This is a genomic window from Tessaracoccus rhinocerotis (assembly GCF_007197885.1).
GTDB classification, from domain to species: domain Bacteria; phylum Actinomycetota; class Actinomycetes; order Propionibacteriales; family Propionibacteriaceae; genus Arachnia; species Arachnia rhinocerotis.
In genome coordinates, this window is sequence record NZ_VKKG01000003.1 from 114,437 (window position 1) to 133,386 (window position 18,950).

Here is an 18,950-nt window from a genome sequence, read left to right on the forward strand (position 1 = left end):
CTATCCGGAACTGCACCACGACGGTGTTCCGCCGCTGGTGGGAGGCCCACACCGCATCGAGCCGGGAGTTGTCGGACCCCCACAACCGGCTCAGCCCGCCGCGAGCACCGCCAGGGTCTCGCGGGCCATCGCGAGCTCCTCGTTGGTGGGGACGACCAGCACGCGCACCGCCGACTCCGGCGACGAGATCTCGCGCGGCTCCTTGGAGCGCACCTGGTTGGCGGCGTCGTCGAGGATGAAGCCGAGGCCCTCGAGGCGCTTGATGGTCTTCTCGCGCACGGGCGCGGAGTTCTCGCCGACGCCGGCGGTGAAGGCGAGCACGTCCACGCCGCCGAGCACCGCCATGTACGAGCCGATGTAGCTGATCAGGCGGTGGACGTAGATGTCGAGTGCGAGCTCGGCCTGCTTGTCGCCCTCGTCGATTGCGGCGACGACGTCGCGCATGTCGGTGAAGCCGCACAGCCCGCCCATGCCGGAGGCCTTGTTGAGCATGTCGTCGATCTCCAGCAGGGTCATGCCCTTGCCCGCGAGGTACTTGGGCATGCCCGGGTCGATGTCCCCGGAGCGGGTGCCCATCACCAGGCCCTCGAGCGGGGTGAGTCCCATGGAGGTGTCGACGGCGACGCCGCCCTTGACCGCGGAGATGGAGGCGCCGTTGCCGAGGTGGGCGACGATGATGCGCAGGTCCTCGACGGGCCGGCCCAGGAACTCGGCGGCCTTCTTCGAGACGTAGCTGTGGCTGGTGCCGTGGAAGCCGAAGCGGCGGATGCGGTACTTCTCGGTCACCTCGCGGTTGATGGCGTAGGTGTAGGCCGCGGGCGGCAGCGTCGAGAAGAACGCGGTGTCGAAGATGGCGACGTGGGGGACGTCGGGCAGGATCCCCATGGCGGCCTCGATGCCCGCCACCGACGGCGGGTTGTGCAGCGGCGCCAGCTCGGAGAGTTCCTTCAGCTTGTCGATCACGGCCTGGTTGATCCGCACGGACTCCTTGAACGTGTTCCCGCCGTGGACAGTGCGGTGCCCAACCGCGATGACCTCCGACAGGGACGGGCCGTGCTGGTTGAACTGCTCCACCACGGCGGCGACGGCCTCGGTGTGGTCGGCGAAGTCCTGGTCCAGGTGGAACTCCTGGCCGGCCACCTCGTGGTCCAGCGTCGAGCGCCCCTGCCCGATCCGCTGCACGATGCCGACGGCCAGAGGGCGGGTCTGCTCCGGGTCAAGCAGCTGGTACTTGATCGAGGAGGAACCGCAGTTCAGGAGCAGGATCGGCTGGGACACGAGATACCTCTTTCTTCGTTGGCCCTTCGAGGCTCGCTGGCGCTCGACCTCAGGGAGACGGGGGTGAGTCTGCCACGTGCCAAATCCGGAGCGGCAGGCGGGGTCAGCTCGAGCTGTTCTGCGCCTGGATGGCTGTGATGGTGATGGTGGAGACGATGTCGTCCACCAGCGCACCGCGGGACAGGTCGTTGACCGGCTTGTTCAGCCCCTGCAGGACCGGTCCGATGGCCACCGCCCCGGAGGTCCGCTGGACCGCCTTGTAGGTGTTGTTGCCGGTGTTCAGGTCCGGGAAGATGAACACCGTCGCGCGCCCGGCCACCTCGGAGTCGGGCATCTTCTTCGCCGCGACGGTGGCGTCGACTGCGGCGTCGAACTGGATGGGTCCCTCCACCTTCAGGTGCGGCGCGCGTTCGCGCACCAGCGCCGTCGCCTCGCGGACCTTGTCCACGTCGGCACCCGTGCCGGAGTCCCCGGTGGAGTAACTGAGCATCGCGATCCGCGGCTCGACGTCGAAGGCCTGGGCGGTCTCGGCGGAGCTGATCGCGATGTCGGCGAGCTGCTCCGCGGTCGGGTCCGGGTTCACGGCGCAGTCGGCGTAGACCACCACGCGGTTGCTCATCGCCATCAGGAACGAGCCGGACACGACGCCGACGCCGGGCTTGGTCTTCACGAACTCGAGCGAGGGGCGGATGGTGTTGGCGGTGGTGTTGATGGCACCCGAGACCATGCCGTCGGCCAGTCCCTGGTGGACCATCATCGTGCCGTAGTAGGACGGGTCGGTCAGCTTCTCGCGGGCCTGCTCGATGGTCACGTTCTTGTGCGCGCGCAGCTCCGCGTACTTGGCGGCGAACTGCTCGAACTGCTCGCCCTCACCGATCTGCACCACCTTCGCGTTGTTCAGGTTGATGCCCAGCTCGGTGGCTCGTCGGCTGACGAGGGCTGGGTCCCCCAGCAGGGTGATGTCCGCGACGCCACGGTCCAGCACGACGGCGGCAGCCTTGAGGACCCGGTCGTCGGAGGCCTCCGGCAGCACGATGCGCTTGCGGTCCTGCCGCGCCAGCTGCATCAGCTGGTGCTCGAACATGGTGGGCGTGCGGATCTCGGAGCGCGGCAGGTCGATGGCGGCCAGCAGCGCCTCGCTGTCGACGTGGTTGGCGAACAGCGTGCGGGCGACTGCGCGCTTGCGCTCGGAGCCGGTGGAGATTCCCACCACCTCGCGCAGGACGGACGCGGTCTCGAAGGTGCCCTCGTGGGTGAGGGCGATCGTGAGGTCCACCTTGGAGCCGCGCAGCAGCGTCTCGATGGACTGCGGGATGGCGAAGCCGCCGGTGAGGAAGATGGCGGCCAGCGGCCCGAACGCCGTCGACTCATGGGCCCAGAGCAGGCCGGGCAGCAGGTCCAGGCGGTCGGCCGCAACCACGACCGTGGACTCGGGCTGGAGGCGGTCCAGCAGGTTGGGAAGCGTCATCCCCGAGACGACGGTGTGCAGGGACTCGCGGTCCAGGAAGCGCGGGTTCCCCAGCCACAGCTCCGCGCCGACGGCCTCCATCTGCATCCGCACCGACGGCGCACCCAGCACCGGCTCCGCGGGGAGGACCGAGACGGGCACGTCTCGCACGCCCTGCAGTGCCGTCCGGACGGCGTCGACGTCGTCAGGGTTGGTACGGGTGGCGATGATGCCGACGACGGTGTTGTGGCGGGCCTCGTAGGCCTCGATCGACTCCTCGGCCATGCGACGGACCTGGTCCACGGAGCGCTTCGCGGCGCGGACGACGAACAGCACGGGGGAGTTGAGGTTGGCGGCGATGGTGGCGTTGGTGTCCAGCTCCGTGCCACCGGCGATGTAGTCGTAGTCGGAACCGAGGATGACGATGGCGTCGCAGCGCTCCGCGAGGGCCGCGTACTTTTGGACGATCGTGTCCATGGCGGCCAGGTGGTCGTCGGCGTACTCGTCGTAGGTGACGCCCACGGCGTCGGCGAGCGTCTTGTTCCGGATCGCCTTCTGCGAGAGCAGCGCCTCGGTGACGGTGTCGGCCTCCAGCGAGTGCACCATGGGCCGGAACACGCCCACGGTCTTCACCTGACGCGCGAACAACTCGATCACGCCGAGGGCGATCGCGCTCTTGCTGACCTGCTTCTCTGCCGAGGCAACGTACACGCTCTTAGTCACGTCGCCCACCCTACCGGTCAGGTTTTGTGGAGATGGCGGGTGTCGGTCAACTCGCTCCGGGCCCGCTGCGACGGCGCGGCCGGGCGGAGCGTTAGGGTTCGGCCATGCGGACAACGAGGACCGAGCACGACCTCCTGGGCAGTCGCGAAGTACCCCGCGACGCCTACTGGGGGATCCACACGTTGCGGGCGACGGAGAACTTCGTCATCAGCGACCGGACCGTCAACGACATGCCCCAACTGATCCGGGCGATGGTGCAGGTGAAGAAGGCGGCGGCGCACGCCAACCTCGAACTGGGGTCGCTCACACCTGAGGTCGGTACGGCCATCATCTGGGCGTGCGAGCGCGTCCTCGAGGACGGCTGGTGCATGGACCAGTTCCCCGTCGACGTGTTCCAGGGCGGGGCCGGGACGTCGGTCAACATGAACACCAACGAGGTGTTGGCGAACCTGGCGCTCGAGCACCTCGGGCACCCGAAGGGGACGTACGAGGTGGTCAGCCCCAACGACCACGTCAACCGCAGCCAGTCCACGAACGACGCCTACCCCACCGGGCTGCGGATAGCGATCGACGAGCTGTTGGGCGAACTGGGCGACGAGGTCGAGGACCTGGTGGGGGCGTTCCGCGCCAAGGGCGAGGAGTTCGCCGACGTCGTGAAGATGGGACGCACCCAACTGCAGGATGCCGTTCCAATGACGCTCGGCAACGAGTTCACCGCCTTCGGAGTGACCATCGCGGAGGAGTTGCGCCACCTGCAGGGTGCGCGCGGGTTGATGCTGGAGGTGAACCTGGGGGCGACGGCCATCGGCACGGGGATCAACGCCCCCGACGGGTACGCGGAGTTGGCCGTGGAGAAGTTGAGCGCGGTGACGGGGCGGCCGTGCGTCGGTGCGCCCAACCTGATCGAGGCCACCAGCGACACCGGCGCCTACGTCATGGCGTCAGCGGCGTTGAAGCGGCTGGCCGTGAAGCTGTCGAAGATCTGCAACGACCTGCGGCTGCTGTCCTCCGGGCCGCGCGCCGGACTGCACGAGATCAACCTGCCCCAGCGGCAGGCCGGGTCCTCGATCATGCCGGCGAAGGTGAACCCCGTGATCCCCGAGGTGGTCAACCAGGTCTGCTTCAAGGTGATCGGCAACGACGTGTGCATCGGCCTGGGCGCCGAGGCCGGGCAGCTGCAGCTGAACGTGATGGAGCCGGTGATCGCGCAGGCCCTGGTGGAGTCGCTGGTGCTGCTCCGCAGGTCCATCCACACACTGCGGGCGCGTTGCGTCGAGGGCATCACCGCCAATCCGGAGGTGTGCCTCGCATACGTCACGAACTCCATCGGACTGGTGACCTACCTCAACGACTACATCGGACACAGGGCCGGCGACGAGGTGGGCCGCGAGGCGGCGGCGACGGGTCGCAGCGTGCGCGACATCGTCGTCGAGCGCGCCCTGATGGATCCCGAGCTGTTGGAGAAGGTGCTCTCGATCGAGAACCTGGTGCGCGGGCGAGGCCCGGTGGAGTAGGGGCTGCGCGTCCGTCGGTGCGTGGAGCGGACGGCTCCGTCTCCGGTGCTGTCCGCTCATCCGGGTCAGGGGGCGCACCGCGGGCAGTAGCGGCGTCGGTCCAAACGACCCAGCCGTCGCAGTGCCGTGAACACCTCGCCCGCCACCTGGCAGGGTGCGCCGGCGACTTTGCTCAACCCATACCGTAGCGTGGTGTTCCCGTTGAGCAGGTTGCCGTTGTCCCGCGACATGTCCGCCAGCGCGGCAAGGCCCTCGTGGAATGCACGCCCGTCCAGCTCCACGAGCAGGCGGTACTCCTCGTAGGCGACGTCGGTGAAGCCGCGACGGGACGCCTGCGCCTGGCGCACGCCCTCGGGCAGGCCGTGCGCGCGCTCGACGTCGATGAGGTAGCGCCGCTCGATGGGACTCTCCGCGCCGGAGTCGTGGTCGTGGGTGACGTCGCCCAGCAACCGACGGTGGGGGTGCGCTCGACAGTCCTCCAGTGCCTGCCTGATCTCAGAGGCGGTGGTCTGCCGCGAGCCGACCGCGCGGGAGACATGGCCGACGACGTCGTCGACACTGCCCGATCGGCACATCTCCACCACGGCGGCGGCCAGCGGGAGCCGCGCAGGTTCGACGTCGTCGGCGGCCTTGCGCGTGCCCAGCCGGAACTGCCAGTGCCCGTGGTGCTGGTGGCGCAGTCGGGAGTTGGTCCAGACCGTCACGAGTTTCGGTGTGCGTGCCGCGCCCCACAGCGCCGCGGCAGCCTGCCCGCCCACGACGGCGCCGTCGCCGCCCAGGAGCAGGCCGCCCCACACGCGGGCCATCCAGTCCAGATGGGGCTGGACCGACCACAGCCCGCGAGCGGGGGAGTACCAGCGCTCCTCCCGCGAGAACCGGTTCAGCACGGATCGGGTGATGCCGGCCTCGATGGCCTGTTGGCGGGTGAACACGCCGCCTTGCTGTGCGATGAGCTGCTTGAGGGGGTCGGGTACGAGAATCATCTTCTTCATGTCCGCACTCTGGTTGTGCGGGATCCGGGAACTTCTTTGTCCACAGGTCGGTGGAGCGGACGGCTCCGTCTCCGGTGCTGTCCGCTCCACGTCGGGTGGTCGGGTTGGTGAGTGGTGCGCTCGGCTCCGTCTGCGGTGCCGTCCGCTCCACCGGGCCGGTCAGCTGAACTTCACGATGTTGTTGAAGACCCACATGCTCTCGACTGTGTAGGTGTAGCCGCCGCCGGGTTTGGGTGTGGCGTCGGCCACGCGGGCGAACACGTAGCTCCGACAGCCGTTCTTGCCGGTGGTGGGGGTGTCGCACTCGGTGCGCCACTTGCGGCCGTCGTCGGCGGTCCACTCGCCCGTGTTGCCCAAGGGGTTCCTGGCCCAGAGGCTGCGTGGGCTCGGGGTGTAGGTGAGGTTGTTGAAGGCCCAGTCCGTGACGCGGGAGTAGCCGCCGTTCTTGTACTGGACCTGGGTGGCCACGATCTCCGTGCGGCAGCGGGTGGTCCGGGAGTACGGTTCACAGGCGGTCTTCCAGGCGCGGCCGTTGAACCGGTGGTAGCCGGGTGCGGTGTAGATGGTCTCGGCGGTGCTCGGGGTAGCGATGAAACCGCGGTACGTCCCGTCGGCAAGACGTGCGGAGCCGACGATCTGGCCCGAGGCGTTGATGCCGTTTACGGAGGTGAGGGTGTAGCCGGCGCGCTGGGCGGCGAAGGCGTTCAGGTCGTGCACCACGCCGTCGACCCAGACCACCGCCCGGGAGTCGGCGTGGTTCGCGGTGCTCGAGGTACCGGCCAGAGCGCCGGAGTTGTTGATCGCATTGGCACAGGCGCTCGGAAATCCGGCGAGTGCGGGCAGCTTCGTGGCTGCTCCGGCGGCGGTGAAGCGGAACGCGTTCTGCACCCCGCCGATGGTCGCGCATCCGCTCGAGGTGCCGGCGTCGTTCACTGAAGCCAGGTGCGCGGCCGTTGCGCCCGTCGGCAGGGCGAGGAGCTTGCCGACGCCGTCGGTCCAGAGCGCCGGGACGGTGGCGCTGCCTGCCTGCGCGGTGCCCACGACGTGGCGACCGTCGTCCGAGATGCCCACGCCACTCGGCGAGGTGGAGCCTGCCGGGTCGGGGAGTGCGGTCAGGGCGGTCGGGCTGGTGACGGTGAACACCTGGCTCGACGTCGCGTACACGGTGAAGACGGCCTTGCCCGTCTCCGAGATCTGGCCGACCCTGCTGTAGGCGCCCTCGTGCTGGATCGCGGTGCCGGTGCCGTCGGCGTACCAGAACGTGCTGGGCTGGCCGACGGCCCAGTTGCCGACGATGGTGCCGTCGCCCGCGACGTCGAGCTGCTGCGACGCCGGGAACTGTGGCGCGAACGCCGTGCCGTGGCCGGTTCGTGACTTCCATAGGGTGGCGTGGCCGCCGCCGTCGATCGTCAGGCCGGTCGGCTCCGAGGAGCCCACGACGTCGCCCCGGGCGTTGATGCCGGAGGCGTGGGAGTTCGGCAGACCGCCGACGGGCTGGAGCAACATCACGGCGTACGACGGTGGGGTCGCGGCGTGGGCGGGCTGTGCAGCAAGCACGCTGCCCCCCACGACGAGTGCGCCCGTGGCGCACATGGTAAGGAATCGCTTCATCGGGAGTCCCCCTCCATTGGTAGGTATCCGAGTTAACGCCTATGGGTGGGGGTTTGGTGCACAGTCGCGACAAACTCGTCGCCCGCCGACGGCGTCCAGCCACCCGTCAGGTGCGTCGCCGGACGGTGGTCGATCAACCGAACTTCACCATGTTGTTGAAGACCCACATGCTCTCGACTGTGTAGGTGTAGCCGCCGCCGGGTTTGGGTGTGGCGTCGGCCACGCGGGCGAACACGTAGCTGCGGCAACCGTTCTTGCCGGTGGTGGGGGTGTCGCACTCGGTGCGCCACTTGCGGCCGTCGTCGGCGGTCCACTCGCCCGTGTTGCCCAAGGGGTTCCTGGCCCAGAGGCTGCGTGGGCTCGGGGTGTAGGTGAGGTTGTTGAAGGCCCAGTCCGTGACGCGGGAGTAGCCGCCGTTCTTGTACTGGACCTGGGTGGCCACGATCTCCCTGCGGCAGCGGGTGGTCCGGGAGTAGGGCTCGCAGGTCGTCTTCCAGGCGCGGCCGTTGAAGTCGTGGTAGCCGGGTGCGGTGTAGATGGTCTCGGCGGTACTGGGGGTCGCGATGTAGCCGCGGTTCGAACCGTCCGCTAGCTTGGCAAGTCCAACGATCTGGCCTGCGGCATTGATGTCCTCTGCGGTCTGAAGGCTGTACCCGGATCGGTTGGGGACGAGGGAGTTCAGTGCACGCGCTTGACCGTTGACCCACAAGGTCGCCTTCGAACCCGCGTCCCCGACGATCACCCCATCGTTGTTGATCGCCTTGGCGCAGACGTCCGTCGAGCCGGGAAGCGGACTCAGTTGGCTGGGCTTACCGTCGGCAGCGTAACTCCAGGTTGCCTCGTTCACGTGATACGGCCAGTCATACATGTCGCTGCCGCAGGCAAGGAAGGCCCCGGAGTCGTTGACGGAAGTGACTCCCAGGAAGTAGCCGTGCGTGGACGATGGAGAGGTGAGTTCGGAAAGCACCCCATCGTCCCAGCGCAGGGGATTCTGCGGCGCGTACCAGGCGTCTGGGTCGTCCAGGACGGCCCCGGTGACCACACGGCCATTCGGTGAAATGGCTGTCGCGGCGCTTCCCTCAGCATGTGCGGGCAGCGGCGTCCGCTGGGTGGGGCTGGTGGCGGTGAACGTGTCGCCGGCGACGCTGATGAGAGCCACTCCACTCTCGGAGATCCCATATGCAAAGGCTCCGCCTTCCCCCTCGCGTTGGATCTTGGTGAGTGTGCCCTGCTCGTACCAGTAGGAGGTGTTGGACGTGGTGGCGTAGCTGTCCCCAGTCATCACGATGACCCCATTGCCGGAGATGTCCGCCATCCTGACATATGGCCGAGTGGTGGAGTTGATCATGGAACCGATGCCTGAGCGGGCTCTCCAGAGGGTCGCCGCCCCCCTCTATGGCTCTGGTGACCCACCGAGAAGCCGACGACATCACCGGCGTCGTTGAGCCCAAGCGCCCCTGCGTTGGACTCTCCGGCGGCTGGCTGTAGCAGCATCACCGAGTACGACGGTGGTTCTGCGGCCTGGGCGGGTTGGGTGGTCAGGATGCTGCTGCTGACGACGAGTGCGCCGGCCGCGCAGGTGGAAAGGAGTCGCTTCATCGGGTTCCTCCGGTTCGGGTCACGCCTTGTGGGGGCGCCTTCTCCCGGGATAACGCCGTCGGGGGTGCTGTGGGTGCACAAGGTGCTGGAAATGGTTGGAGCGGACGGCTCCGTCTCCGGTGCTGTCCGCTCCACCGAGCGTCTGCCAGCCGAATCAGCCGGCCTTGAGTGACTCCTTCAACCATGTGATCTCGGCGGTGTGCTCGCCCGAGTCGCCGGGGGTCTCGAGGATCACGTTCGCCCCCGCCTCCCGGACGACGTGGAGGAGCAGTTGCGGGTCGATCTTCCCGTGGCCCAGGTTGGCGTGGCGGTCGGCGCCGGAGCCGGCGTCGTCGCGGGAGTCGTTGCAGTGGACCAGGTCGATGCGGCCGGTGATGGCGCGGATGTCGTCGACGATGGTCTCCAGGTCCAGGCCGGCGGCGTGGGCGTGGCAGGTGTCCAGGCAGAAGCCCACCATGTCGATGTTGTCCGAACCGGCGATGGCGTCCCAAGTGCGACCGATCGCCTCCAACGTTCGAGCCATGGCGTTCGCGCCACCTGCGGTGTTCTCGATGAAGATCGGGACGTCGAGCTTCAGCCCGTCGACCGCCTTCCGCCAGTTGGTGTAGCCGGCCTCCGGGTCATCGTTCGCGGTCACGTGGCCCCCGTGGACGACGACGCCGCGCGCGCCGGCGACGGCCGCCTCGGTCACCGCCTGTTGCAGGATCTTGCGCGACGGGATCCGGATCCGGTTGTTCGTGGATGCGACGTTGATCACGTACGGCGAGTGGACGTAGAGCCCGATCCCCGCCTCCTCCGCGTCAGCCCGGAGTGCCGCGGCGCCGCCGTCGTAGTCCGACGTGGGCTTCTTCCAGCTCTGCGGGTCGCCCAGGAAGATCTGGGCGATGTCCGCACCCCTCGCGGCCGACTCGACGATGGGGTTCTCGCGGCGTACGTGTCCTCCGAACTGCATCATGCGCACCACCCTACTTGCGGCGCTCCCTGCGTTCGCCACCGTTTCGTCGGTTCGCCGACGCCAGAGCGTTGGCAAACCAACACACTGTTGGTGCAACGGCTGGTGGGGTCTCGACACGGTCGCGGGGCGACCTACTCGACCGGCGGGGTGGGGTGGGGTCTCGACACGGTCGCGGTGCGACCTACTCGACCGGCGGGGTGGGGTGGGGTCTCGACACGGTCGCGGGGCGACCTGCTCGACCGGCGGGGTGGGTGGGGTCTCGACACGGTCGCGGGGCGACCTACTCGACCGGCGGGGCGCTCGAACCCGGCGGCTACTTGCGGGTGGCGGCCAGGTCGAGCAGGAGGACCGTCGAGAGGTCGTTGGTGGCGTAGCGGAGCTGGTTGACGTCCACGGCCACGTAGTCCTCCGTCACGGAGGGCTCGAATGAGCCCAGCACCTCGGAGCGGTCCTTGTTCGCGGCCACGCGGACGGCGATCTCCTTGCGGAGGTCGTCGCTGATGACGCCACCCTTCTGGGCGGAGGCCCGGGCCAGCGCCGCGGCGAACTTCTCGGCGGCCACGATCTCGCGGGCGTCGTCGGAGGCCAGCATCGTAGCGGTCTGGGCGAGGATTGCCTGCCCGGCAGCCAGGTCCCCCTTGCCGATGTCGGTGATCGCCTGTCGCAGGAGGGCGCGCTCGGGCCGCTGGCTCTCGCGCAGCAGCAGATCGAGGTGGATGCCGAGGATCCGCTCGCGGGTGCGCACGCCCTCGTCGTGGGTGCCGAGTCCGGGAACCACCTCGTCGCTCATGGCGGACTGCCCGAGGGTGTCCAGCAGCTCGATGCGCGCCTCGTCGGCGGTGTTGACCGTGTCGGCGAGCGGCTGTGCCTTGATCAAGATGGTGGCGACGAAGGCGACGGCGAGGATCGGCAGGCAGGCCAGGAACACGATGTGCAGCTGGTCGGCCAGGGCCATGCGGACGGCGTCGAGCACCTCCGGAGGCAGGGCCGCCATGGCCTCGGGGTCGAGGACGGAGCCGGCGTCGATGTGGTCGAGCCGGCTTCCCATCTGCTCGGCGATCTCGTTGGGGAGGTGGGTGAGGATGGCGGCGGCGAGTCCACCGGTCATGATCGAGCCGAAGATGGCGATGCCGACGGTGGAGCCGACGTTGCGGAAGAACTGGATCGACGCGGTGCCGACGCCGAGGTCGCGCCGGGACACGGCGTTCTGCACGACGAGCGTGTACAGCTGCATCGCCAAGCCGAGTCCGGTGCCGAACACAGCCATCGCGAGGGTGAGCTGGAGCCTGCTGGATTCGACGTCGAGGCGCAGCAGCAGCCCGATTCCGGCCATCATGACCAGGACGCCGAGCAGCATGATCTCCTTGTACCGGCCCCATTTCGTCACGAGCACGCCGGCGACGATGCCGAGCCCGATCATGCCCAGCATCAGCGGGAGCAGGATCAGGCCGGACTCGGTGGCGCTGACACCCATGACTCCCTGCGCGAAGACCGGGATGTAGATGACGGAGCCGAACATCACCATGGCGATGGCGAATGCCGCGATGTTGGAGAAGGTGAAGATGGAGTTGCGGAACAGGCGCAGCGGCAGCACCGGCTCGCTGGCGCGCAGCTCGACGAGGATGAACGCCACCAGCCCGACCAGGCCGATCCCGAACAGGCCGAGTACCTCCGCGGAGAGCCACGGGTAGGTGACGCCGCCGAACGAGGTGGCGAGCAGGATCGCCACCAGCGTCGGGGCGAGGATGGCGATGCCCAGGTAATCGATCTTCGCCTCACGGCGCTCGTGCGGGATGTGCAGGAAGCGGGTGATCACGACCAGGGCGATGATGCCCAGGGGCAGCGGGGTGAAGAACAGCCAGCGCCAGCCGAGCAGGTCGGTGATCGCGCCGCCCGCAAGGGGCCCGGCGACGGAGGTGACGCCGAAGACCGCACCCATGTAGCTCTGGTACTTGCCGCGCTGCCGGGCAGGGATGATGTCGCCGATGATCGTCTGCGACAGCGGCATCAGCGTGCCCATGCCGAGGCCCTGGATGCAGCGGCCGAGCACGAGCATCCAGAAGTCGACGGACAACCCGCACACGACCGACCCGATCATGAACACCACGAGGCCGCCCATGTAGAACGAGCGGCGACCGTACAGGTCGGACAGCTTTCCGACGATCGGGACGCTCACGGCGCTGACCAGCATCGCCGCCGTCGCCACCCAGGAGTAGTGCTCCATGCCGCCGAGGTCGGCGACGATCCGGGGCATGCCCGGGCCCACGATGGTCTGGCTGATCGAGGAGACGAACATCCCGATCAGGAGACCGAGGAAGACCCGACGGTCTCCGGGGCTGAGCGCGTACGGTGCCGGTTCCTGGGTGCTGACGGCGGTCACAGGGAGAGCTCCAGGTTCTGGTTGAGGCGGGAGAGGAGACGTGCGAGCTGGTCCTTGTCCTCCTCGGACCAGTCGTCGAGCGTCTCGGTGATGAGGCTGACGCGGCGGGTGCGACCCTGCGCGACGAGGGCGCGGCCGGCGCGCGTGATGACGAGGAGTTGGGCGCGTCCGTCGTCGGGGTCGGGCTGGCGCTCGACCAGGCCGGCGCCGACGAGGTGGGCGACGCGGCGGCTCATGGTGGAGATGTCGTAGCCCCGGGCCTCGGCGAGATCGCTCAGGCGGACGCCGTCGAGGGCCATCCGGTTGTCCAACCAGGCCAGCACGAGGTAGTCCGCGTTGCGGAGGCCGTCGTCGCCGAGGCGGGCGAAGGCGGGGCCCAGGTTGGCGAACAGGCGCGCCAGTTCCTCAGAAAGTTGCATTTCGCAAGCATATGTTCGATGGGAGATGGTTGCAACTCGCAACCAAACCGCTGGGTGTCGTTCCGTGACCTTGGACGGGTGAACAGTTCGGTCGTTTCAGGACGTCCGAGGCGCGGCGGCGACGACGGCGGCCAGGTCCGCCACGAGGGCGTCGACCTCGACGGCGGTCAGGTCGTGCACCGTCAGGCGCAGGTGCCGGGAGGCGACGCCGTCGTCGGCGAGGCGGAACTCGTCGCCGGTGCGAACCAGCCAGCCGCGCCGCATCAGCCGCTCGGCGACGACGCGGGCGGGGGCGGCCACCGGCAGCCACAGGTTCAGGCCGTCGCCGGCGGTCACGGGAAGTCCGGCAGCGCTGAGGCGCCGGGCGACGTCGAGGTTGCGCTCCGCGTAGTGGGCCCCCGCCCGCTCGAGGAGCTCCCGCGTGTCCTCGTCGTGCAGGAGTGCGTGCGTGATCCGCTGCAGCAGGTGGCTGACCCAGGTGGTTCCGGGGCTGAGCCGCATCGCCAGCCTGTCGGCGGTGCCCGGGTCCGTGGCCGTCACCGCCAGGCACATGTCCGGGCCGACGAACTTCGACACGGAGCGCACCAGCGCCCAGCGACGGTGCCCGGGCCCGATCAGGGAGTGGAACCGTCGCCGCGACAGCAGCGAGAAGTAGTCGTCCTCGATCACGAGCACGTAGGGGTGGTCGGCAAGCACCTCGCGCAGTGCGGCCGCGCGTTCCGCCGTGAGCGAGGCGCCCGTCGGGTTCTGGGCGCGGGGGGTGTGGACCACGGCTCGGGCGCCGTCGTCCAGGGCCGCCCGCAGGCCCTCAACAGTCATGCCCTCCTCGTCGACCGGAACGGCGACGGGGCGGTACCCGCCGAGCCGGACGGTCTGGATGCTGGAGAGGAAGCACGGGTCCTCGAGGGCCACGGCGTCGTCACGCATCAGGGCCTGGGAGAGCAGGCGCTCGACCGCGTCGACGGCGCCGCTGGTCAGGGTGAGGCGCCAGCCGTCCTGTTCCTCCGGGATGTCGGGGGCAATCCAGTCCCGCGCCCAGACCTCGAACTCGGGGTCGATCACCGGTTCGCCGTAGAGCACGGGCCTGCCGGCAGCCGCCTCGAGGACCGGTCCGAGGGCCGGGATCAGCTCGGGCGCCGGGTTGCCGTTGCCCAGATCGCGCAGCGGACCCGCCTCGGCATAGCCCTCCTGCGCCACGGACGAGTGTTCGGCGACGCGGGTTCCGGCGCGTCCCTGCGCCACCACGGCGCCGGAGCGGGCGAGTCGTCGGTAGGCGGCGACGGCGGTGTTGCGGTTGACGCCGAGTTGCTCGGCGAGGGTGCGCACCGGCGGCAGCGCGTCACCGGGCCGCAGTTCGTCGCGCTCCACCAGGGCGCGCACGCTGTCGGCGATCTCCGCCGCCGTGCCCCCGGTGATTGCCGGTACGTGCTTGTCCACGGGCCCGAGCGTACCGCTGGGTGGGACGCCACGATGATCGTCCGTCAAACGACACAGGCCGTGCTACCTTTTGGCCTAGGTCAAAGAGTTTGGAGTTCTCATGCACACCACCACAGGAACCGGCAGGGTCAAGCGCGGGCTGGCCGAGATGCTGAAGGGCGGCGTCATCATGGACGTCGTCACCCCGGAGCAGGCGCGGATCGCCGAGGACGCCGGTGCCGTCGCAGTGATGGCGCTGGAACGCGTGCCCGCCGACATCCGCGCCCAGGGCGGCGTGTCCCGGATGAGCGACCCGGACATGATCGACGGGATCGTGGCGGCCGTCTCGATCCCGGTGATGGCCAAGGCCCGGATCGGCCACTTCGTCGAGGCGCAGGTGTTGCAGGAGCTTGGGGTGGACTACATAGACGAGTCCGAGGTGCTCTCGCCGGCGGACTTCGTCAACCACATCGACAAGCACGCCTTCACCGTTCCGTTCGTGTGCGGGGCCACCGACCTCGGCGAGGCGCTGCGCCGCATCAACGAGGGCGCGGCGATGATCCGCTCGAAGGGAGAGGCCGGCACCGGCGACGTCTCCGAGGCCACCAAGCACATCCGGCGCATCACGTCCCAGGTCAACGCCCTGCGCTCGATGACCCGCGACGAGCTCTACGTCGCGGCCAAGGACCTGCAGGCGCCCTACGACCTGGTCGCCGAGGTTGCCGAGACCGGCAAGCTGCCCGTCGTCCTGTTCACCGCCGGCGGGGTGGCCACGCCCGCCGACGCGGCGATGATGATGCAGTTGGGTGCCGACGGCGTCTTCGTCGGGTCCGGGATCTTCAAGAGCGGGGACCCTTCCCGGCGCGCCGCCGCAATCGTGAAGGCCACCACGTTCCACGACGACCCGGCCGTCATCGCCGAGGTCTCACGCGGGCTGGGCGAGGCCATGGTCGGCATCAACGTCACCGACCTGCCGGCACCCCACCGCCTGGCCGAGCGCGGCTGGTGACCCGCCCCCGCGTCGGGATCCTGGCGCTGCAGGGCGACGTCCGTGAGCACGCCGCGGCCCTCACCGCGCTGGGGGCCGACGTCTCTCTCGTGCGGCGCGAGTCGGAGCTTGCGGGTGTCGACGCGTTGGTCCTGCCGGGTGGGGAGTCGAGCGTCATTGACAAACTGACCCGCACTTTCGGGCTGCGCGCACCCCTGCGGGCGGCGATCTCCGGTGGTCTGCCCGTGTTCGGAACCTGCGCCGGACTGGTGCTGTTGGCGGACAGGCTCGCGAACGGGATCGAGGGCCAGCTCACGCTGGGAGGCCTCGACGTCACCGTGCGCCGCAACGCCTTCGGTCGGCAGGGCGAGTCCTTCGAGACCGAGCTGGCCGTGCCGGCGCTCCAACCGCCGACGGCGTCCGTCGCGTTCATCCGTGCTCCCGTGGTCGAGAACCTCGGCCCTGGGGTCAGCGCCCTGGCGACGCTGCCGGACGGCCGCGTCGTCGCCGTCGAGCAGGGCAACCTGCTGGGCACCGCGTTCCACCCCGAGCTCACCGGGGACCGGCGTTTCCACCAGCGTTTCCTCGAGACGGTGACGGGGCGTCCCGCGGCGGCCGGTTCCGCGCGGGCGGCGCTCAGTCCTGCTGCAGGATCCTGACCTCGTACGGCGCCAGGAGACGCAGCGGGCCCGGGGCCGAGGTGGGCGGCAGCACCCGGTGCCGGGTGAGGTTGACCTGGATGAACCACCGGTCGCGCTCACCCGTGTCAGGGTCGACGTACTCGCGGTACCAGCCGAACCAGTCGGGCCGGTCGGGCTCGACGAACCGCACCGAACCCATCGTCAGGGCCTTGTGGCGGCGCCGCATCCGGATCAGGCCGCGATAGAAGTTCAACACGGACTCGGGGTCCGCCTCCTGCTCCGCCACGGTGAAGCCCGTCGAGTCCTCGTGGAACCCGATCCAGGGCTCGCCGCCGGTGAAGCCGTAATTGGGAGTGTTGTCCCAGCGCATCGGGGTGCGGGCGTGGTCGCGGGAGCCGGCCATCACCTCGACCAGCCCGTCGCGTCCCAGCACCTCCGCCTCCGCGAGCCGGTTGACGGACTCGACGTCGCGCAGGGCCAGCGCGTCGGGGAAGTCCTGGTTGACGGCGGCGATCTCCTGTCCCTGGTAGATGAACGGCGTCCCCCGGCTGAGCAGTTGGATGGCGGCGATGGCCTTGCCGACGGCCGTGCGGTACTGCGGGTCCGGTTCCACCTTCGAGATCATGCGCGGGTTGTCGTGGTTCTCCACGAACAGGCTCATCCAGTCGGTGGAGCCGAGCCGCGACTGGTACTCCACCAGATGGCTCTTCAGGTGGCTGAGGGGGTAGCGGTAGTCGTGCCAGCGGGTCCTGCCGGCCGGCTCCAAGACGTCGAAGTTGAAGATCAGGTCCATCTCGCCCCGGTCCTCGGCGGTGAGGAGCCGCCCCACTTCGATGCCGATCCCGGGGGTCTCACCGATCATCACGGCGACGGCGTCGCGCCCGGGCCCCACCGAGTCCGGCGGGACGTCACGGCGGGTGAAGCCGTTGCGCCGCAGTTCTGCGAGGTACTCGTGCAGGTGCGGCCCGTGGAAGTAGTGCTCGACGCCGCGGAACTCCATCAGCTGGCCGACGAACTCGTTCCCGTCGGGGAGCCCCTCGCGCTTGGAGATGTAGTTGATGACGTCGAGCCGGAAGCCGTCGATGCCGCGGGCCAGCCACCACTGGACGATGTCGGCCACCTCGTCGCGGACCTCGGGGTTGTCCCAGTTGAGGTCCAGCTGGCCGTTGGCGAACAGGTGCAGCGCCCAGCGCTCGGCGTCCTCCAGCCAGCGCCAGGCCGGCCCGGAGAAGAAGCTCGTCCAGTTGTTCGGCGGATCGGCCGGCGGCGGGTCGCCCCCGCGCAAGAAGTAGTACTGCCCGTACTTGCCGTCCGGGTCCTGGCGGGCCTCGCGGAACCACTCGTGCTCGTCGGAGGTGTGGTTGACCACCAGGTCGAGGATCAGCCGCATGCCGCGCTCGTGGCAACCGCGGATCAGCTCGTCCACGTCGTCGAGCGTCCCCATCTCCGGCATCACCGCCCGGTAGTCGGAGATGTCGTAGCCGTTGTCCAGATCGGGCGAGGCGAAGATGGGCGAGAGCCACAGGCAGTCGACTCCGAGGTCGGCGATGTGGTCCAGGTGGTTGATGATGCCGCGGACGTCGCCCATGCCGTCGTCGTCGGAGTCCGCGAACGAGCGCGGGTAGACCTGGTAGAACACCGCCTGCTTCCACCACGTCGGGGTGGGTTCGCCATGGGTGATCGGGTTGGGATCGGGGAGCTCGTTGAGAAGCTCCAGCAGCGTGCTGACGAATCCGTCGCCCACCACCGGGCGCGCAATCGCCTCCAACTGGTCGAGCCGCATCCGGGACACCAACGGGTTGGTGACCCACTTCGAGGAGCGGCCGAGTTGCAGCAGCAACTTGTCTATCACGTCGCGTCCCAACGGGCGCTTCAGCACGTCCCTGACCTGGGAGCGTTCGGTGAGTGGGTGCATCCAGGACCTCCTGAGCCAATCGTGGCACGACGCGCCCGCGGTGGCGGGGAAACCTGCTTGGCGGGCGGAGAATGCGCCGGGCTAGGATCGGCCGCGATGAGCCACGACCACACCCACGGGGGTGCGAACACCCCGCGCAGGCGCCTCGCGATCGCCTTCGCCATCACCGCGACGATCCTCGTCGCGGAGGTCGTCGGCGCCGTCTGGACCGGCAGCCTCGCGCTCCTCGTGGACGCGGGGCACATGCTCACCGACGCCGGTGGCCTGCTGATGGCCCTCATCGCAGCCTCGCTGGCGGTGCGCCCGGCCTCGTCGGAACGGACCTGGGGCTGGCGTCGCGCCGAGGTGCTGGCAGCGGGGTTGCAGGCGCTGGTCCTGTTCGGTGTGGGTCTCTACGCCCTCGTGGAGGGTGTGCGTCGCCTCTTCGAACCGGCGGAGATCGTCCCGGGTGGCCTGCTCGTGTTCGGCATCGTCGGTCTGGTCGGGAACCTGGTCTCGCTGGCCGTGCTCGCAGGGGGCCGCGGCCTCAACCTCAACATGCGTGCCGCCTTCCTGGAGGTGGTGAACGACGCACTGGGCTCGGTGGCCGTGATCATCAGCGCCGTCGTCATCGCCACCACCGGTTGGACCCGCGCCGACGCGGTCGCCGGCATGCTGATCAGCCTCCTCATCCTCCCCCGGGCACTGCTGATCCTGAGGCAGTCCGCCTCGATCCTGCTCGAGTCCACCCCTGCGGGGCTCGACCTCGAGGACGTTCGCCGCCACATCCTCGAGGTGCCGCACGTCGTCGACGTGCACGACCTGCACGCCTCCGAGATCACCACCGGCCTGCCCGTGCTGAGCGCCCACGTCGTGCTCGAGGACGAGTGCTTCCGGCAGGACCACGCGCCCCGCATCCTGCGCGACCTCCAGACCTGCGTGGCGGAGCACTTCGACGTCAGCGTCGAGCACTCGACGTTCCAGTTCGAGCGCCGCGACCACGCGGACCACGAACCGCACGCGCACTCCTGAGCCCCGTCCCGATCCGGACCGGGCGATCCCGCCGACCCCGCACATTGCGTGGCCTCCCGGG

Annotated in this window: 14 protein-coding genes; 4 read left to right on the forward strand and 10 right to left on the reverse strand. The window is 69.2% G+C overall.

The features are described 5' to 3' along the window. Positions 1–90 precede the first annotated feature (90 nt). Both FOJ82_RS08690 and pta read right to left on the reverse strand, forming a co-directional pair. Complete coding sequence (locus FOJ82_RS08690) at positions 91–1,278, reverse strand: acetate/propionate family kinase (protein WP_143938100.1); 1,188 nt, start codon at positions 1,276–1,278, stop codon at positions 91–93. Positions 1,279–1,381: 103 nt separating this feature from the next. After that, positions 1,382–3,448: a phosphate acetyltransferase gene (pta, locus tag FOJ82_RS08695; RefSeq protein ID WP_143938101.1), complete on the reverse strand. Its 2,067-nt coding sequence runs from the start codon at positions 3,446–3,448 to the stop codon at positions 1,382–1,384. Between the two features lie 104 nt (positions 3,449–3,552). Between pta and aspA the strand changes: the two genes are divergently transcribed. Beyond that, positions 3,553–4,962 carry an aspartate ammonia-lyase gene (aspA, locus tag FOJ82_RS08700; RefSeq protein ID WP_143938102.1) on the forward strand — a complete coding sequence of 470 codons (1,410 nt, stop codon included), beginning with the start codon at positions 3,553–3,555 and terminating at the stop codon, positions 4,960–4,962. Between the two features lie 65 nt (positions 4,963–5,027). On the opposite strand, the gene FOJ82_RS08705 is transcribed toward aspA, so the two are convergent. The 7 genes from FOJ82_RS08705 to FOJ82_RS08735 all read right to left on the reverse strand — a co-directional run bounded on the left by FOJ82_RS08705 (position 5,028) and on the right by FOJ82_RS08735 (position 14,355). Then, a complete protein-coding gene (locus tag FOJ82_RS08705) occupies positions 5,028–5,954 on the reverse strand; it encodes a type IV toxin-antitoxin system AbiEi family antitoxin domain-containing protein (RefSeq protein WP_143938103.1) in 927 nt (308 codons plus the stop codon). A 159-nt stretch (positions 5,955–6,113) separates the two neighbouring features. Then, positions 6,114–7,565, reverse strand: a complete 1,452-nt coding sequence (locus tag FOJ82_RS08710) for a hypothetical protein (protein ID WP_143938104.1) — start codon at positions 7,563–7,565, stop codon at positions 6,114–6,116. Between the two features lie 133 nt (positions 7,566–7,698). Further along, on the reverse strand, positions 7,699–8,913 hold the full coding sequence (locus FOJ82_RS08715; protein WP_143938105.1) for a hypothetical protein: 1,215 nt from the start codon (positions 8,911–8,913) through the stop codon (positions 7,699–7,701). A 405-nt stretch (positions 8,914–9,318) separates the two neighbouring features. Then, a complete protein-coding gene (locus FOJ82_RS08720) occupies positions 9,319–10,116 on the reverse strand; it encodes a deoxyribonuclease IV (protein ID WP_143938345.1) in 798 nt (265 codons plus the stop codon). A 316-nt stretch (positions 10,117–10,432) separates the two neighbouring features. Then, positions 10,433–12,499 (reverse strand): MDR family MFS transporter, encoded by a 2,067-nt coding sequence (locus FOJ82_RS08725; protein WP_221933081.1) that lies wholly within the window; start codon positions 12,497–12,499, stop codon positions 10,433–10,435. Further along, positions 12,496–12,918 (reverse strand): MarR family winged helix-turn-helix transcriptional regulator, encoded by a 423-nt coding sequence (locus FOJ82_RS08730; RefSeq protein WP_143938106.1) that lies wholly within the window; start codon positions 12,916–12,918, stop codon positions 12,496–12,498. The genes FOJ82_RS08725 and FOJ82_RS08730 overlap by 4 nt, the downstream gene beginning before the upstream one ends. 96 nt (positions 12,919–13,014) lie before the next feature. Next, a complete protein-coding gene (locus tag FOJ82_RS08735; protein WP_143938107.1) occupies positions 13,015–14,355 on the reverse strand; it encodes an aminotransferase class I/II-fold pyridoxal phosphate-dependent enzyme in 1,341 nt (446 codons plus the stop codon). A 100-nt stretch (positions 14,356–14,455) separates the two neighbouring features. On the opposite strand from FOJ82_RS08735, the gene pdxS reads away from it, so the two are divergent. Together pdxS and pdxT are read left to right on the forward strand one after the other, a co-directional pair. Next, positions 14,456–15,343 carry a pyridoxal 5'-phosphate synthase lyase subunit PdxS gene (gene pdxS, locus FOJ82_RS08740; protein WP_143938108.1) on the forward strand — a complete coding sequence of 296 codons (888 nt, stop codon included), beginning with the start codon at positions 14,456–14,458 and terminating at the stop codon, positions 15,341–15,343. Beyond that, a complete protein-coding gene (pdxT, locus tag FOJ82_RS08745; protein ID WP_143938109.1) occupies positions 15,340–15,981 on the forward strand; it encodes a pyridoxal 5'-phosphate synthase glutaminase subunit PdxT in 642 nt (213 codons plus the stop codon). Before pdxS ends, pdxT begins: the two co-directional genes overlap by 4 nt. Here pdxT and FOJ82_RS08750 read toward each other — a convergent pair. Next, a complete protein-coding gene (locus FOJ82_RS08750) occupies positions 15,959–17,878 on the reverse strand; it encodes an alpha-glucosidase (protein WP_143938110.1) in 1,920 nt (639 codons plus the stop codon). The genes pdxT and FOJ82_RS08750 overlap by 23 nt on opposite strands. A gap of 96 nt (positions 17,879–17,974) precedes the next feature. On the opposite strand from FOJ82_RS08750, the gene FOJ82_RS08755 reads away from it, so the two are divergent. After that, positions 17,975–18,889 (forward strand): cation diffusion facilitator family transporter, encoded by a 915-nt coding sequence (locus FOJ82_RS08755; RefSeq protein ID WP_143938111.1) that lies wholly within the window; start codon positions 17,975–17,977, stop codon positions 18,887–18,889. Positions 18,890–18,950 lie beyond the last annotated feature (61 nt).

What these genes read in the sequence shown, in the direction of transcription:
- aspA (WP_143938102.1), top strand. Translation starts at nt 3,553, where the DNA reads ATGCGGACAACGAGGACCGAGCACGACCTCCTGGGCAGTCGCGAAGTA.
- FOJ82_RS08705 (WP_143938103.1), bottom strand. Translation starts at nt 5,954, where the DNA reads ATGAAGAAGATGATTCTCGTACCCGACCCCCTCAAGCAGCTCATCGCA.
- FOJ82_RS08710 (WP_143938104.1), bottom strand. Translation starts at nt 7,565, where the DNA reads ATGAAGCGATTCCTTACCATGTGCGCCACGGGCGCACTCGTCGTGGGG.
- FOJ82_RS08715 (WP_143938105.1), bottom strand. Translation starts at nt 8,913, where the DNA reads ATGATCAACTCCACCACTCGGCCATATGTCAGGATGGCGGACATCTCC.
- FOJ82_RS08720 (WP_143938345.1), bottom strand. Translation starts at nt 10,116, where the DNA reads ATGCAGTTCGGAGGACACGTACGCCGCGAGAACCCCATCGTCGAGTCG.
- FOJ82_RS08730 (WP_143938106.1), bottom strand. Translation starts at nt 12,918, where the DNA reads ATGCAACTTTCTGAGGAACTGGCGCGCCTGTTCGCCAACCTGGGCCCC.
- pdxS (WP_143938108.1), top strand. Translation starts at nt 14,456, where the DNA reads ATGCACACCACCACAGGAACCGGCAGGGTCAAGCGCGGGCTGGCCGAG.
- FOJ82_RS08750 (WP_143938110.1), bottom strand. Translation starts at nt 17,878, where the DNA reads ATGCACCCACTCACCGAACGCTCCCAGGTCAGGGACGTGCTGAAGCGC.
- FOJ82_RS08755 (WP_143938111.1), top strand. Translation starts at nt 17,975, where the DNA reads ATGAGCCACGACCACACCCACGGGGGTGCGAACACCCCGCGCAGGCGC.